This is a genomic window from Nocardia sp. bgisy134, from assembly GCF_965341865.1.
In the GTDB taxonomy this organism is placed as follows: domain Bacteria; phylum Actinomycetota; class Actinomycetes; order Mycobacteriales; family Mycobacteriaceae; genus Nocardia.
In genome coordinates this window covers 146,534-159,489 of the sequence record NZ_CBDQZP010000018.1, presented here as the reverse complement: position 1 = coordinate 159,489, position 12,956 = coordinate 146,534, and the positions used below count along the sequence as shown (strand labels likewise).

The following is a 12,956-nucleotide window of genomic DNA, read 5'->3' as shown; positions in this document are numbered from 1 at the left end:
AACACGGGCGCCGCACAGGCGATCAGCGTGTATTCGTGCCTCTCAGCCCTCGATCTCCATGTCGATCAGCGGCTTGCGCAACAGCTTGCCGGTAGCGTTGCGCGGCAGTTCGTCGAGGAAGATCACCTCGCGCGGCACCTTGTAGCGGGCCAGGTTCGCCTTGACGTATTCCTTGATCTCCTGGGCATCGCGCTTGGACTCCGGGCCTGGTACGACGAACGCGCGCAACCGCTTTCCGTATTCGCGGTCGTCGACGCCGACCACCGCGGCCTCGAAGATGTCGTCGCGCCCGGCGATCAGGTTCTCCACCTCGAGCGGGAAGACGTTCTCGCCGCCGGAGACGATCATGTCGTCGTCGCGGCCGTCGATGTAGAGCAGGCCGTCGGCGTCGAAGTGCCCGACGTCGCCGCTGGACATCATGCCGTCGACGATCTCCTTGGTGCGTCCGTCGGTGTAGCCGGTAAACGCGAAACCGTTGTCCACGAAGATGGTTCCGGTGACGTTCGGCTGGGTGATCGGCTTGCGGTTCTCGTCGAGCAGCACGATGCGGATGCCGACGGGCGCGCGGCCCGCGGTGGTCGGCGCCTTGCGCATGTCGGCCGGGGTGGCGACGGTCATCACCGCGCACTCGGTGGAGCCGTACAGGTTGTAGAGGCTGTCGTTGAAGTGGTCGAGCGTGCGGGTGACCACGTCGGGCGCGATGGCCGAGCCCGCCGCGAAGATCACCTTGATGCTGCGCACGTCGTACTTGGCGAGCACGTCGTCGTCGAGATCGAGGATGCGCTGCAGCATGGTCGGCACGACCACCAGCGAATCGGCCCGGTACTTCTCGATATTGGCCAGCGTCTGCTCGGGGTTGAAGCGGCGCTGCTGGAAGATGACCCGATTGCCCAGCGCCAGGCCGAGGGTGAACTGGGAGAGACCGGTGCCGTGGAAGATCGGCGCGGCCATGATCATGGTGCCGTTGGCGGGCAGCGGCACCCGATCGATGAACTGCGCCGAGGCGAACGGGCTGACCCGGTCGCGCGGCGCGCCCTTCGGGGTGCCGGTGGTGCCGCTGGTCAGGATGACCATGCCGCCGGGCTTGTCCGGGGCGGGCAGCGGCGCGGTGGAGCGGCCGGCGGACAGCGATTCGACGGTCGGAATCGCCGGGTCGGCGTTGTCCTTCTCGTCGACCCAGGTGAGGATGCGCGGGATCTCGGCGGGAATGGCGCTCATCAGGTCGAGGAACTCGCTGTCGTGCAGCACGGCCTTGACCTTCTCGCGCGTGGCGACATCGGCGAACTGCGGCTTGGCGAAGCCGGTGTTCATCAGCACCGCGCGCACGCCCAGCTTGCCCGCGGCCAGCAGGCTCAGCACCATGCCGCGGTGATCGCGCGCCAGCACGGCGACCACGTCGCCTGCCCGGATGCCCTGCGCTTCGAGCCCGCGCGCGAAGGCGTTGGACTGCTCGTTGAGCCGTCCGAAGGTCACCTCGCCGCGCTCGTCCACGATGGCGGCGGCGTGCGGCCTGGTCTGCGCGGCGTGCATGACGACGCCGGCGAACGGACCGAACTTCAGCACGTTGAACGCCGAACGGGCGGCGTGGTCAGGGCGCAGCGGGTTGAACAGGCCCCGCTTGACCATGATGTTCACGCCTAGCGCGAGGTCACCGGCCTTGCGAACGGATCCGCCGAGCGCGGGAAAGGACAAAGACATAGAGGACAACCTTCCGCGGCCCATCCACCGGGACTCGGGGTGGTGTGGACCGCAACTTCGAGATCCAGTGCTGGTGCTAACAATAGCAAGCAACTGTTACCGAGTGTGTCATCCATCTCACCGCGTGGCGGTCTTGCCTTTCGGATACCCATCGGGTCGCGAATCGGGTTGCGCCGCAACGGCTCCGATTCGCGACCCGGATCGGGTCAGGCGTCGATCTTGTACTCCACGAGCACCCGGCGCAGCAGCTTCCCGGTGGGGTTGCGCGGCAGATCGTCCAGGAAAACGACCTCGCGCGGCACCTTGTACCTAGCCAGGTTGTCCTTGACGTAGGCCTTGAGCTCCTCGCTGTCGGGCGTGTGGCCGGGCTCGGGAACGACGAAGGCGCGCAGCCGCTTGCCGAATTCCACGTCGTCCACGCCGATCACCGCCGCGTCGAACACGTCGGGACGTTCCAGCAGCAGGTTCTCCACCTCCTGCGGGAAGACGTTCTCGCCGCCGGAGACGATCATGTCGTCGTCGCGGCCGTCCACCATCAGCAGGCCGTTGGCGTCGAAGTGGCCCACGTCGCCGCTCGACATGTAGCCGTCGATGATCTGCTTGTTCCTGCCGTCGGTGTAGCCCTCGAACGGGGCGCCGCTGCGCACGAAGATGCGCGCGGTGACATTGCGGTCGGTGACCAGCTGGTCGTTGTCGTCGTAGAGCCGCACGTCGCAGGTGATCGGCGGGCGGCCGACCGTGCCCGGCGCCTGCGCCAGTTCCTCCGGCTTGGCGATGGTGGCGATCGCGACCTCGGTCGAGCCGTACAGGTTGTGCAGCACGGGGCCGAACACCTCGGCGGCGCGGATGCACAGCTCGGGCGCCAGCGCGGAACCGGCGAGCACGATGGCCTTCAGCGAGGAGGTGTCGTACTTGGCGCGCACCTCCTCGGGCAGCTCGACCATGCGGTGCAGCATCGTCGGCACCGCGACCAGCATGTCGGCCTTGTGGTCGGACACCATCTTCAGGGTGGCCTCGGCATCGAAGCGGCGGCGCATCACGATCTTGTTGGACAGCACCGTGCCCACCAGCCAGGTGCCGAGGCCGGTGCTGTGGAAGATCGGCGAGACGATCACCATCGTGCCGAACTTCTGGAACGGGATGCGGTCGACGAACTGCGCGGTGGCCATCGGCGTCACCTTGGTGCGCGGCGCGCCCTTGGGCAGGCCGGTGGTGCCGCTGGTGAGGATGATGAAGCCGCCGGGCTTGGCCGGCGCGGGCAGCGGCTCGCTGGAGTTGGCGGCGATCAGGTCGTCGAAGGTCTTTGCGCCCTCCGGTAGCTGGGCGCCCTCGTCCACCCAGGTCAGGTAGCGCGGCAGGTCCTCGGGCAGCGCGTCGAGCAGGCCCAGGAACTCGCTGTCGTGCAGCACCGCCTTGACCTTCTCGCGGACGCACACCTCGGCGAACTGCGGCTTGGCGAAGCCGGTGTTCATCAGCGCGATTCGGGCGCCCAGCTTGCCCGCGGCGATCATCGACATGATCAGGCCGCGGTGGTCGCGTGCCAGCACGGCGATCACGGTGCCCTCGGTGATGCCCGCGTCGTGCAGGCCGCGGGCGACGGCGGTGGACTGCTCGTCCAGCTCGCGATAGGTCAGCTCACCGCGTTCGTCCGCGAGGGCGATCCGGTCCGGCGCGATGCGGGCGGAATGCCGGACCAGGGCGGCCTGCGGGCCGTAGATCCTGGTCTCCTTCATGGTGCGCAGGGTTTCCAGCGGTGCCTTGGGATCGCTGACTCCGCGAGACCGGAGCACCCCCAAAGCTTTCACAGTTTCCAGCGCACGCGCCACGCTCAATCCGAACACCTCCACTGAACTTCGCGTGGGCACTCGACCACGCGAACTCGGCTATGTGGATGCCTACCGTAGCAGCGAACGTGTGATGGGTCACATTTAAAGCCGACAAAGCGGACAATGGCATCTGACGGGGCTCAGCCGGCGCGGGTCTCTCCGGGCGGCGCCGTTGTCCTGCACCTGCGACCTCGCCACCTGACCGACCTGCTGGAAGACGCTGCCGCCCGGAGGAGACAAGAAGCGTGTCGAGGAATCTGACCCAATTGGAATTGCTGATCGAGCTGGAGCCGGTCGCCGAGCGCGAGCTGAACCGGCATCTGGCGACGGCCAGGGACTGGCACCCGCACGAGTACGTGCCGTGGAGCGAGGGACGCAATTTCGCGACGATGGGCGGCGCCGACTGGGCACCGGGACAGTCACGGCTGTCCGAGGTGGCCAAGGCGGCCATGGTGGTCAACCTGCTCACCGAGGACAATCTGCCCTCCTACCACCGCGAGATCGCGGAGAACTTCTCCAGGGACGGTGCGTGGGGCAGCTGGGTCGGCCGGTGGACCGCCGAGGAGAACCGGCACGGCATCACGATGCGCGACTACTTGGTGGTCACCAGGGGAGTCGACCCGGTCGCGCTGGAACGCGCGCGCATGGTGCACATGACCAAAGGCGCCGATACTCCCGCCACCTGGGACGACACCAACGTGCTCTACGGCCTGGCGTACGTGACGTTCCAGGAGCTCGCCACGCGGGTCAGCCATCGCAACACCGGCAAGGTGTGTGACGACTCGATCGCGGACAAGATGCTGCAACGCATCGCCGCCGACGAGAACCTGCACATGGTCTTCTACCGGAACATGTGCGGTGCCGCATTGGATCTCGCGCCGGATCAGACGCTGGAGGCGATCGCGACGATCGTGCGGAAGTTCCAGATGCCCGGCATCGGCATGCCCGACTTCCGGCGCAACGCCGTGCTCATCGCCAAACACGGCATCTACGATCTGCGTCAGCATCTGGAGGACGTGCTGATGCCGGTGCTGCGCCAATGGAATGTGTTCGGCCGCAATGATTTCGGCGATCGTGGTGAACGTTTCCGGGGGGAGCTGGGCGCGTTTCTGGAGAAGCTGGAGCGCGATGCCGCGCGGTTCGAGGAACGGCGCGATCGCATTCTGATGGCGGAGGCCGCCCGCCGATTCGAGGCCGAGACAGGCGATTCGGGGCGGGCATGAGAAGTACTGGTGTGCGGGGCGCGGCTGTGCGCGGCGGGGGCTCGGGTGTGCGTCGCGGAGGCGTGGCGGTCGCCGCCGCGACGCACGGCGGGATCAGTTGTAGATGGCGCCCATCGAGGGGATGGAGATGGTGCCGCGCTGGTACTGGAAGCCGTCCGGGTTGGTGTCGCTGACCGGGACCGACCAACGGTGCCACAGGGTTCCGTACACGGCCGAGACGATCATGCCGGGGCCGAGGGCGAGCGCCCTGGAGCGAATGGTGGTGTCCACCGGAACGTCCTCGTGCTCGTAGAGCACCTCGGTGCCGCTGCGGCCGTTGGACAGATTGACCCACAGCGCTTCCAGCTTGGCGCCGCCCTGGTTCGGCGAGATGGTGCCGGGGCCGCCGAAGAAGCCGAGGCGGAAGCCGTCGATGCCGAGCGCGATGCCCGACCCGTACATGCCTGGCCCTTCACCGCGCCCGATGTCGGACTGGGCCGGAACCTGGAACGGCTGGGCGGGCAGCGCGACCCGGCTGTTCGCGGGCATCATGCCCGGCATGGCGAGCAGGCGATCGATGGCCTCCTCCGCCATCGGATTGCCCTCCGCGGCCTCGCGCAGTTTCTGCACCGCGATGCCCCAATCCACGGTCGGAAGCTCGGGCTCCGCCGCTGCACTTCCGCTGAACACCGTCGCGAGAACGGCCGAAACGACCGCTGCCGCAGTGAGATGACGCTTGAAACTCAGTCGACGCATAACCAATCTCCTTGCCAGAGTCCTTGGTACAGCCCTTACTGAAATCAGCCCGCAGATCGCGGTAACCCTCGAGACCCTAGCCGATCCCCGACCCCCCTCCACAACCCCACCCCGAAACCGGAAAACCGGTGCGGGGCCACCCAACCCCGCACCGGTTTCGCCGTGTCTGCCGCTAGCGCGTCACTTCAGTTCGGCGCTGGTCTTGCCGAGCACCCGGCGTGCGACGATGAGTTGCTGGATCTGCTGGGTGCCTTCGAAGATGTCGAGGATCTTCGAGTCGCGGCCCCACTTCTCCAGCAGGGTGCGCTGGGAGTAGCCGATGGTGCCCGCCAGTTCGACGGCCTTGAGGGTGACGTCGGTGCCGGTGCGACCCGCCTTGGCCTTCGACATGGAGGCTTCCAGCGAGTTGGGCTTCTTGTTGTCGGCCATCCACGCCGCGCGCAGCGACAGCAGGTAGGCGGACTCGTAATCGGCTTCCATGCGCAGGAATTCGGCCGCCGCGGCGTGCTGGTTGATCGCCGGGGTGTCGTAGGAGATCTCGATACCCGCGCCGGTCAGGATGGCGCGCAGCTCCTCGAGCGCGGCACGGGCCACGCCGACCGCCATCGCGGCCACCAGCGGACGGGTGTTGTCGAAGGTCTGCATGACCCCGGCAAAACCCTTCTCCACGTTGACTTCCGGGCTGCCGAGGATGTTGTCGGCGGGAATCCGGCAGTCCTGCAACAGCAGCACGGCGGTGTCGGAGGCCTTGATGCCGAGCTTGTGCTCGAGCCGCGCCACCGAGAGACCCGGAGCGTCCCGCGGCACGACGAACGACTTGATCGCCGCGCGGCCAAGGCTCTTGTCGACCGACGCCCACACCACGATGTGGGTGGCGCGCTGACCGGCGGTGACGAAGATCTTCTCGCCGTTGAGCACCCATTCGTCACCGTCGCGCACCGCGGTGGTGGTGACGGCGGCGGAGTCGGACCCGAAGGACGGCTCGGTGATGGCCATCGCGGCCCACACCTTGCCGAACCGCTTCAGCTGCTCGTCGGTGGCGACCGCCGCGATGGCCGCGTTGCCCAGACCCTGGTAGGGGATGGACAGCATCAGGCCGACATCGCCCCACGAGGTCTCCAGCGCGTTCAGCAGCGCGGACATGTTGCCGCCGTTGGTGTTTCCGAGCAGCTCGGTGGCGTGTGTATCGGACGCCTCGGAGCGGCCGCCCGCGGCGCCGCCGATCTTCTGGGTGCCGGAGTCGGCCAGGCCCTCGACCATGGCGGCCATGGTGTCCAGCTCGACCGGGTACTGGTGCTCGGCGAGGTCGTACTTGCGCGAGATCGGCCGGAAGATCTCCGAGGCGACCTGGTGGGCCTGGTTGGCGCTGGCCCGCAGCTTCTTGGGGAGTTCGAGATTGATCATTGTGGAAGGTCTCCTGAAGGAACGAACAAGCCGGTCAGATGAGCACGACACCCTCGGCGACGCCGATGGCCCGCAGATCGCGGTACCAGCGCTCGACCGGGTGTTCCTTGGTGAAGCCGTGGCCGCCGAGCAGCTGCACACCGTCCAGGCCGATCTGCATGCCCTTGTCGGTGGCCAGCTTGCGGGCCAGCGCCGCCTCGCGGCCGAAGGACAGGCCCTGCTCGGCGCGCGACGCGCCCCGCAGGGTCACCAGTCGCAGGCCGTCGAGTTCGATGGCGATGTTGGCGACCATGAACGCGACCGCCTGGCGGTGCGAGATCGGCTCGCCGAACGCCTCGCGCTCGTTGACGTAGGGGATCACGTAGTCGAGCACGGCCTGGCCGGTGCCCGCGGCGAGCGAAGCCCAGCCGAGACGCGCCAGGCGCACCGCGTCGGCGTACTCCTCCGCGCGGGTCTTGGCGTCGCCGTCACCGAGGACGGCGTCGGCGCCGACCGCCACGTCGTTGAGCAGCAGACGGCCGATGCCCGCGGCGCGCAGACCCATGCTCGGATCGGCCTCGACGACAAGGCCCGGCGCGTCGGACTCGACGATGAACAGGGCGGGGCGGCCGTCGAGGTCGGCGGCGATCAGGAACAGCTCGGCGTCCGCGGCGGCGGGCACCAGGCTCTTGACGCCGTTGAGGCGGTAGCCGCTCGGCGAACGGGTGGCCTTGGTCTGCAAGGCGAACGGGTCGAACAGCGCGCGCGGCTCGTTGATCACGACCGAGGCCTGCGGGACGTTCTCGCCGGTGAAGGCGGGCAGGTAGGTCTTCTGCTGCGAGTCGGTGCCCCACTGGGAGAGCGCGACAGCGACGCCGCTCGGCGCCAGGATCGGCAGCGCCAGACCCATGTCGCCGTGCGCGAGCGCCTCGGCGACCATCGAGTTGGTGACCGCGCCGCGTTCGGAGGCCGCACCCTCGAGCTCCTCGGGCACGTTGATCAGGGTGATGCCGAGTTCGGCCGCGCGCTCGAGCAGGTCGCGCGGCGCCTTGGCGGCGTGGTCGGCCTCGTAGGCCGCGGGGCGCAGGATCTCGGCGGCGAATTCGCGCACCGTCTCGACGATCATCTGCTGCTCGTCGGACGGGGTGATGTCGAAGAGGTCCTTCTTCTTCGACTCGTTGTCCGCGAGCCGTTTCGGCGCACCGCCGCCCGCGATCTTGTTGAACGCGCGGGTGGCCGCACCCAGAGTGCGGAAGCCGGTCTTGGTGCCTTCGTAGGTGACCCGCTCGATCGGCTTGCGCAAGTTGTACTTCTCGGCGAGTTCCGACCCGGTGAGAGTCGTCATGGCCCGCATGGCGGCACCCATCCAGTCCCGCTTGGGCTGATTGAGGCCGACGGCGGACGTGTCTGGACGTCGCGTCGTTGCGCTGTCTCGAGTGCTCATCATCACCTGTTTTCTCGGGTGGGTGGGTGAGGTCTTGCCCCAGCTATCTTACTCCTGAGTAAGGCTATCTTACTCCAGAGTAAGAAGGCCGTCGAGCGGCCGTCGATCCGATGCTGCCGGAGGTTGGCCGTGGCCGACGCTCCGGTGCGCGAATCGCGTCTCGATCCCAGGTGTGGGCCCGATTCTTCGTGACGGCTCACGATTGCCACGTAGTGAAACGAATGTACTTCACAATGCGCTGGATTCGGCTACGGTGTCGGCACGTTTGTCTGCCCCCGAGATGGAGGTCTTGTTCATGAAGCGGCTTGTGGTAGTGGCCGGGTTCGCGGTGGCGGTCGGGTTGGGCGCACCGGCGGCGATCGCCGCGCCGGGTCTGCCGTTGGTGCCCATCGATGTGGATCCCGGCGGGCCGCCGCGGGTCGATTTCGGTTCCGGCGCACCGGTGGTGGACTTCGGCTCCGGTGAAGCGGGGACGGGTATCGACCTCGGTTCGGGCGAAGTCGGTTTCCCGTCCGGCTCGGCGGGCTCGGGCTCCGGCGGATCCGGATCCGCGTCGGGGTCGGGTACCGGCTCGGCGCGGCCCTGACGGAAACGGCTCCGTGGGACCGTCGTGTCGGATGATGTGAGGGTCCCGCGGGGCTGGCCGCGGTGGTGCCGTCCGTTCGGAGTGTTGTGTTTCTTGGGCCGCTGTGCTCTCGAGACACTGTGTTTCTCGCGACTCTGTGTGGGACGCTGTGTTTCCTCGCGATGCTGTATTTCTGCGGTACGCAGTGCGTCGGTCGCCGGAGACGCGGGGTTCGTGTGATGTGGCCGGATGCGCGGCGCTGTGTCATCGTGGCCGGATGTACTGGGTAGCGGGGGTTTTCGCCGCCGTGTTGGTCGCGTTCTCGAATCGGTACGGCTACCACCGCGATGAGCTCTACTTTCTCGCGGCGGGCAGGCATCCCGCGTGGGGCTATGCGGATCAGCCGCCGTTCACGCCGCTGGTGGCCAGGGCGATGGCGGCCATCGATCCCGAATCGTTACCGCTGCTGCGGGCACCCGCCGTGCTCGCGGCGACCCTCGTGGTGGTCTGCGCCGGGCTGATGGCCCGGGAATTCGGCGGTGGTCGCGCGGCGCGGGCGCTGGCCGCGGCGGCGGTCGCGAGCGCCGCGCTGGTGCAGGGTGCGGGACATCTGCTGAGCACGGCGGTGTTCGATCTGGCGGCGTGGTCGGTGCTGGGGTTGTTGCTTTTGCGGTTGCTGCGTTACCCCGCTCGGCCCGGCCCAGGCGCGAAATCGGTGACGGTCGCACAATATTCGGTCCCAGTCGCCGCGGCGGACCCTGCCGTCGTGGAATCCGCCGATGCGGTCATAGCCGCGAAATCGGCCGTCGACGGCGCGGCTGTCCTTCGCGCCGATCCCCGTTGGTGGCTTGCGATCGGGCTGGTGGCGGGGGCTGGCCTGCTGAACAAGTCGCTGCTGATCTTTCCCGGCGCGGCGCTGGTGGTCGCGCTGCTCGTAGTCGGCCCGCGAAAGGTCTTGGCGACCAGGTACTTTCCCGTGGCTGTCGGGCTGGCGGCCCTGCTCTGGCTGCCGTATCTGTGGTGGCAGGCGCGCGACGGGTGGCCGCAGTGGGACGTCGGGCGGGCGATCGCGGGCGGTTCGTCCGGCACGTCCGATTCGCCGATCATGTTCGTACTGTTGCAATTCGGGCTGATGGGTCCGCTGCTGACGCCGCTGTGGATCTACGGACTGTGGCGGCTCTGGCGGGAGCCGCGCTATCGCGCTATCCCGGTCGCCTACGGTCTGCTGTTCGTCGTCTTCCTGCTGACCGGCGGGAAGGCGTATTACCTGGGCGGGATGTATCCGATCCTGCTCGCCGCGGGCGCGGTGCCGTTGGCAGGCATGCTCGGCCTGCGGCGTTGGCGTTGGGCGGCGGCCTGCTCGGTCGTGACGGTGAATGCGATCGGCTCGGCCGTGTTGTTCCTTCCGATCCTCCCGGTCTCGGCGCTGCCCGGGTCGCCGGTGCTCGCGGTGAACTACGACGCGGGGGAGACCATCGGATGGCCGGAGTTCGTCCGTCGAATCGGCGCTGTCCGTGCCGGTTTGGGTGGTGACGTCGCCGTGCTCACCGCCAACTACGGCGAGGCGGGCGCGATCGAGCGCTTCGGCGCGCCCTATGACCTGCCGGCACCGCACTCCGGCCACAACGCCTACTGGTGGTGGGGCCCACCGCCCGGCACCGCCACGGAGGTGCTCATGGTCGGCATCGAGCGTGATCGACTCGCCGAACTGTGCGCCGTCGTCGAACCGGCGGGCCGCATCGACAACGGCCTCGGCATCGACAACGACGAACAGGGCGAGCCGCTGTTCGTCTGCCGCGAGCCGCGCGCGCCGTGGCACGAACTCTGGCCGCGCGCAAAGCATCTCGGCTGAATCTAGAGCCGATGCCTGCGCAGGAACTCGTCGATGACCTTCCACCATTGCGCGGGCCGCTCGACCATGAGCGCATGCCCGGCGTCGATCTCGACGTACTCCGCGCCCGGAATGGCCGCGGCGAGCATGCGCGAATTGGCCGGGTCGATCAGCAGGTCGGCGGTGGCGTTCAGTACCAGCGTCGGCACCGTGATGCGCGCCAGATCGGCTGTGGTGTCCACGTTTTCGACGAGGGCTGCTTGCTGCCTCGTCCCGCCGGGCACGGCGGCGGCGGTCTGCCGGATCAGCGCGTCGACAGCGGCGGTGGGCAGCGAGCCGAGATGGTCCGCCGAGAAACCGACCAGGGCCGACAGCCGCGCGAACGTCTCGGTGTCGCCGAGATCCAGCAGATCCTGCCACGCCTGGACGGCAATCCTGGCGCGGTTGTCCGGCTTCGCGAAGCCCGCGGCCAGCAGTAATCCGCGGACCCGGTCGGGATGCCGGACGGCGGCCCGCACCGCCACCGCGGTGCCGAGCGAGAACCCGAGGACGGTGAAGGTCTCGACGCGCGCGTCCACCGCGGCCGCGACCAGTGCGTCGGCGAGTGCGTCGAGGTCGAGCCGGGTGTCGTCGCCGGGGTAATCGGAGGCCACCACGGTGTGCGTCGCGGCCAGCGCCGGGATGATGCCGCCGAAATTGCTCGCGATCGAGCCGCTCGCCCCGTGCGCGAGAACGATGCCGGACCCGGCGCCGGAGACGGTGGTGGTCAGGGGAATCGCTGTCATGCCGCCGAAGTTAGGTATTCACATGGATGTGAAGGCCAACCCGGAGTGAGCGGAGTCACATGCTGATCGGAGACCTCTCGCGCGTCAGCGGCGTGGCCCCGCGACTGCTGCGCTACTACGAGGAACAAGAGTTGCTGGTGCCCGGCCGGGACGCGAAGGGCTACCGCACCTACGGCGCGGACGCGCCCGCGCGGGTCGCCCGCATTCGCGAATTGCTCGCGGCCGGAATGTCGACCGAGGACAGCCGCGGTCTGCTGCCCTGTATGTCGGATCCGACGCGGTGGGTGCTGCCCTGTGACGAGTCGCTCGACATCGTCGAACAGCGCTACGCCGAGCTCGGCAGCAAGATCGCCGAACTCACCAGGCAGCGCGCCCTGCTCGAGGTGCAGCGCGACGCCATCCGGGACTGGCTCGACCGAGAGTGACTCCAGCGCAGGAGTCTTCGACCAGGTCGTTCGGTGTGCGGCGGTGTTAGCGTATGCCGCATGCCATCACGGATGGGGAGTAAGCGCTTCGGCGCCGCGGTCTTGACGATCGTGGCTGGACTGACGATCGGATCACCCACGGTGCGAGCGGATTTCGTGCCCGCGTCGTGCGCGCAGGGGTGGATCGCGGAGACCGTGGTCGCGGGCGTGGGCAATCTGGAGAATCTCGACAGCGACGGCGCGGGCGGGTTCTACGTCACCGGCATCCTCGATGGATTCCTCGCCCACGTCGACGCCTCCGGCCGCTTCGAACCGCTGCTCACCGGACTCGATCACCCCGCGGGCGTGCGGGTGGTCGGACGCTCGGTGTACTACCTGACCGGCGACGGCCTGGACGCCCCGCCGGGCACGTTGCAGCGCTACGACCTCGACACAGGCGCGGTCGAGGTGTTGCTGACCGACTTGAACGGACCGAACGGCCTGCTGGTGCTTCCCGACGGGGACCTGCTGTTCACCACCCTCGGCATCAAGTCCGCCCCGACCGGCATCTCGCGCTATCGCCCGTCCACCGGCGAGTACACCAAAACCTGGTCCCCGCTGCCGCTGACCAACGGACTCGCGCTCGCGCCCGACGGCCGATCCGTGTTCACGGACAGCTTGGAGCTGAAGATCTTCCGCATTCCGCTGGACGCCCCGGGCACCTCGACCGTCGTCTCGGGCATTCCGCAGCTGCTCGCGCTGCCCGACGACATGGAGGCCACCCGCGACGGTCAGCTGTTCGTCGCCGATCACGCGCTGGGCGCCGTCTACAAGATCGACACCGCGACCGGCGCGGCCTGCGCCATCATCACCGGACTGATCAAGCCTGGCCCGCTCCGCAATCCGCCGGACGGTGCGACATCGGTGCGCATCGTGCGCGAGGGCGACGGCTGGGCGCTGTACGTGACGAGCATGGACGGCGCCCTGCGCCGATTGCGTCCACCGGCCGGGCTCGACCTCACTCCAGCCGACGAACGGCGGCGATAGCCGGAACGGACGCCC

At 68.2% G+C, this 12,956-nt stretch carries 11 protein-coding genes; 5 read left to right on the top strand and 6 right to left on the bottom strand.

Annotation, left to right across the window (positions count from 1 at the left end):
- Positions 1-42 precede the first annotated feature (42 nt).
- The gene (locus ACRWNM_RS28080; RefSeq protein ID WP_431971108.1) at positions 43-1,698 is read right to left on the bottom strand and encodes an acyl-CoA synthetase; all 1,656 of its coding nucleotides are present in this window, start codon (positions 1,696-1,698) and stop codon (positions 43-45) included.
- Positions 1,699-1,904: 206 nt separating this feature from the next.
- Entirely contained in the window at positions 1,905-3,530 is a 1,626-nt protein-coding gene (locus ACRWNM_RS28075; RefSeq protein WP_431971107.1) for an acyl-CoA synthetase, read from the bottom strand.
- A gap of 239 nt (positions 3,531-3,769) precedes the next feature.
- Here ACRWNM_RS28075 and ACRWNM_RS28070 point away from each other — a divergent pair, with 239 nt between their 5' ends.
- The gene (locus ACRWNM_RS28070) at positions 3,770-4,747 is read left to right on the top strand and encodes an acyl-ACP desaturase (RefSeq protein WP_431971106.1); all 978 of its coding nucleotides are present in this window, start codon (positions 3,770-3,772) and stop codon (positions 4,745-4,747) included.
- A gap of 93 nt (positions 4,748-4,840) precedes the next feature.
- On the opposite strand, the gene ACRWNM_RS28065 is transcribed toward ACRWNM_RS28070, so the two are convergent.
- From ACRWNM_RS28065 to ACRWNM_RS28055, 3 genes are all read right to left on the bottom strand, one after another.
- On the bottom strand, positions 4,841-5,482 hold the full coding sequence (locus tag ACRWNM_RS28065) for a hypothetical protein (protein ID WP_431971105.1): 642 nt from the start codon (positions 5,480-5,482) through the stop codon (positions 4,841-4,843).
- 180 nt (positions 5,483-5,662) lie between these two features.
- Entirely contained in the window at positions 5,663-6,886 is a 1,224-nt protein-coding gene (locus tag ACRWNM_RS28060) for an acyl-CoA dehydrogenase family protein (RefSeq protein ID WP_431971104.1), read from the bottom strand.
- 34 nt (positions 6,887-6,920) lie between these two features.
- The gene (locus tag ACRWNM_RS28055) at positions 6,921-8,315 is read right to left on the bottom strand and encodes an acyl-CoA dehydrogenase family protein (RefSeq protein ID WP_431971103.1); all 1,395 of its coding nucleotides are present in this window, start codon (positions 8,313-8,315) and stop codon (positions 6,921-6,923) included.
- Positions 8,316-8,604: 289 nt separating this feature from the next.
- On the opposite strand from ACRWNM_RS28055, the gene ACRWNM_RS28050 reads away from it, so the two are divergent.
- Together ACRWNM_RS28050 and ACRWNM_RS28045 are read left to right on the top strand one after the other, a co-directional pair.
- Positions 8,605-8,895, top strand: coding sequence for a hypothetical protein (locus tag ACRWNM_RS28050; RefSeq protein WP_431971102.1), 291 nt, complete (start codon positions 8,605-8,607; stop codon positions 8,893-8,895).
- Between the two features lie 256 nt (positions 8,896-9,151).
- Entirely contained in the window at positions 9,152-10,726 is a 1,575-nt protein-coding gene (locus ACRWNM_RS28045) for a glycosyltransferase family 39 protein (RefSeq protein WP_431971101.1), read from the top strand.
- A gap of 2 nt (positions 10,727-10,728) precedes the next feature.
- On the opposite strand, the gene ACRWNM_RS28040 is transcribed toward ACRWNM_RS28045, so the two are convergent.
- Positions 10,729-11,490: an alpha/beta fold hydrolase gene (locus tag ACRWNM_RS28040; RefSeq protein WP_431971100.1), complete on the bottom strand. Its 762-nt coding sequence runs from the start codon at positions 11,488-11,490 to the stop codon at positions 10,729-10,731.
- A gap of 59 nt (positions 11,491-11,549) precedes the next feature.
- Between ACRWNM_RS28040 and ACRWNM_RS28035 the strand changes: the two genes are divergently transcribed.
- Complete coding sequence (locus ACRWNM_RS28035) at positions 11,550-11,915, top strand: MerR family transcriptional regulator (RefSeq protein WP_431971099.1); 366 nt, start codon at positions 11,550-11,552, stop codon at positions 11,913-11,915.
- 60 nt (positions 11,916-11,975) lie between these two features.
- Positions 11,976-12,941 (top strand): Vgb family protein, encoded by a 966-nt coding sequence (locus ACRWNM_RS28030; protein WP_431971098.1) that lies wholly within the window; start codon positions 11,976-11,978, stop codon positions 12,939-12,941.
- The last annotated feature ends 15 nt before the right edge of the window (positions 12,942-12,956 follow it).

Coding starts and splice junctions, on each gene's coding strand:
- ACRWNM_RS28065 (WP_431971105.1), bottom strand. CDS start 5,482: ATGCGTCGACTGAGTTTCAAGCGTCATCTCACTGCGGCAGCGGTCGTT.
- ACRWNM_RS28040 (WP_431971100.1), bottom strand. CDS start 11,490: ATGACAGCGATTCCCCTGACCACCACCGTCTCCGGCGCCGGGTCCGGC.
- ACRWNM_RS28080 (WP_431971108.1), bottom strand. CDS start 1,698: ATGTCTTTGTCCTTTCCCGCGCTCGGCGGATCCGTTCGCAAGGCCGGT.
- ACRWNM_RS28050 (WP_431971102.1), top strand. CDS start 8,605: ATGAAGCGGCTTGTGGTAGTGGCCGGGTTCGCGGTGGCGGTCGGGTTG.
- ACRWNM_RS28035 (WP_431971099.1), top strand. CDS start 11,550: ATGCTGATCGGAGACCTCTCGCGCGTCAGCGGCGTGGCCCCGCGACTG.
- ACRWNM_RS28045 (WP_431971101.1), top strand. CDS start 9,152: ATGTACTGGGTAGCGGGGGTTTTCGCCGCCGTGTTGGTCGCGTTCTCG.
- ACRWNM_RS28030 (WP_431971098.1), top strand. CDS start 11,976: ATGCCATCACGGATGGGGAGTAAGCGCTTCGGCGCCGCGGTCTTGACG.
- ACRWNM_RS28060 (WP_431971104.1), bottom strand. CDS start 6,886: ATGATCAATCTCGAACTCCCCAAGAAGCTGCGGGCCAGCGCCAACCAG.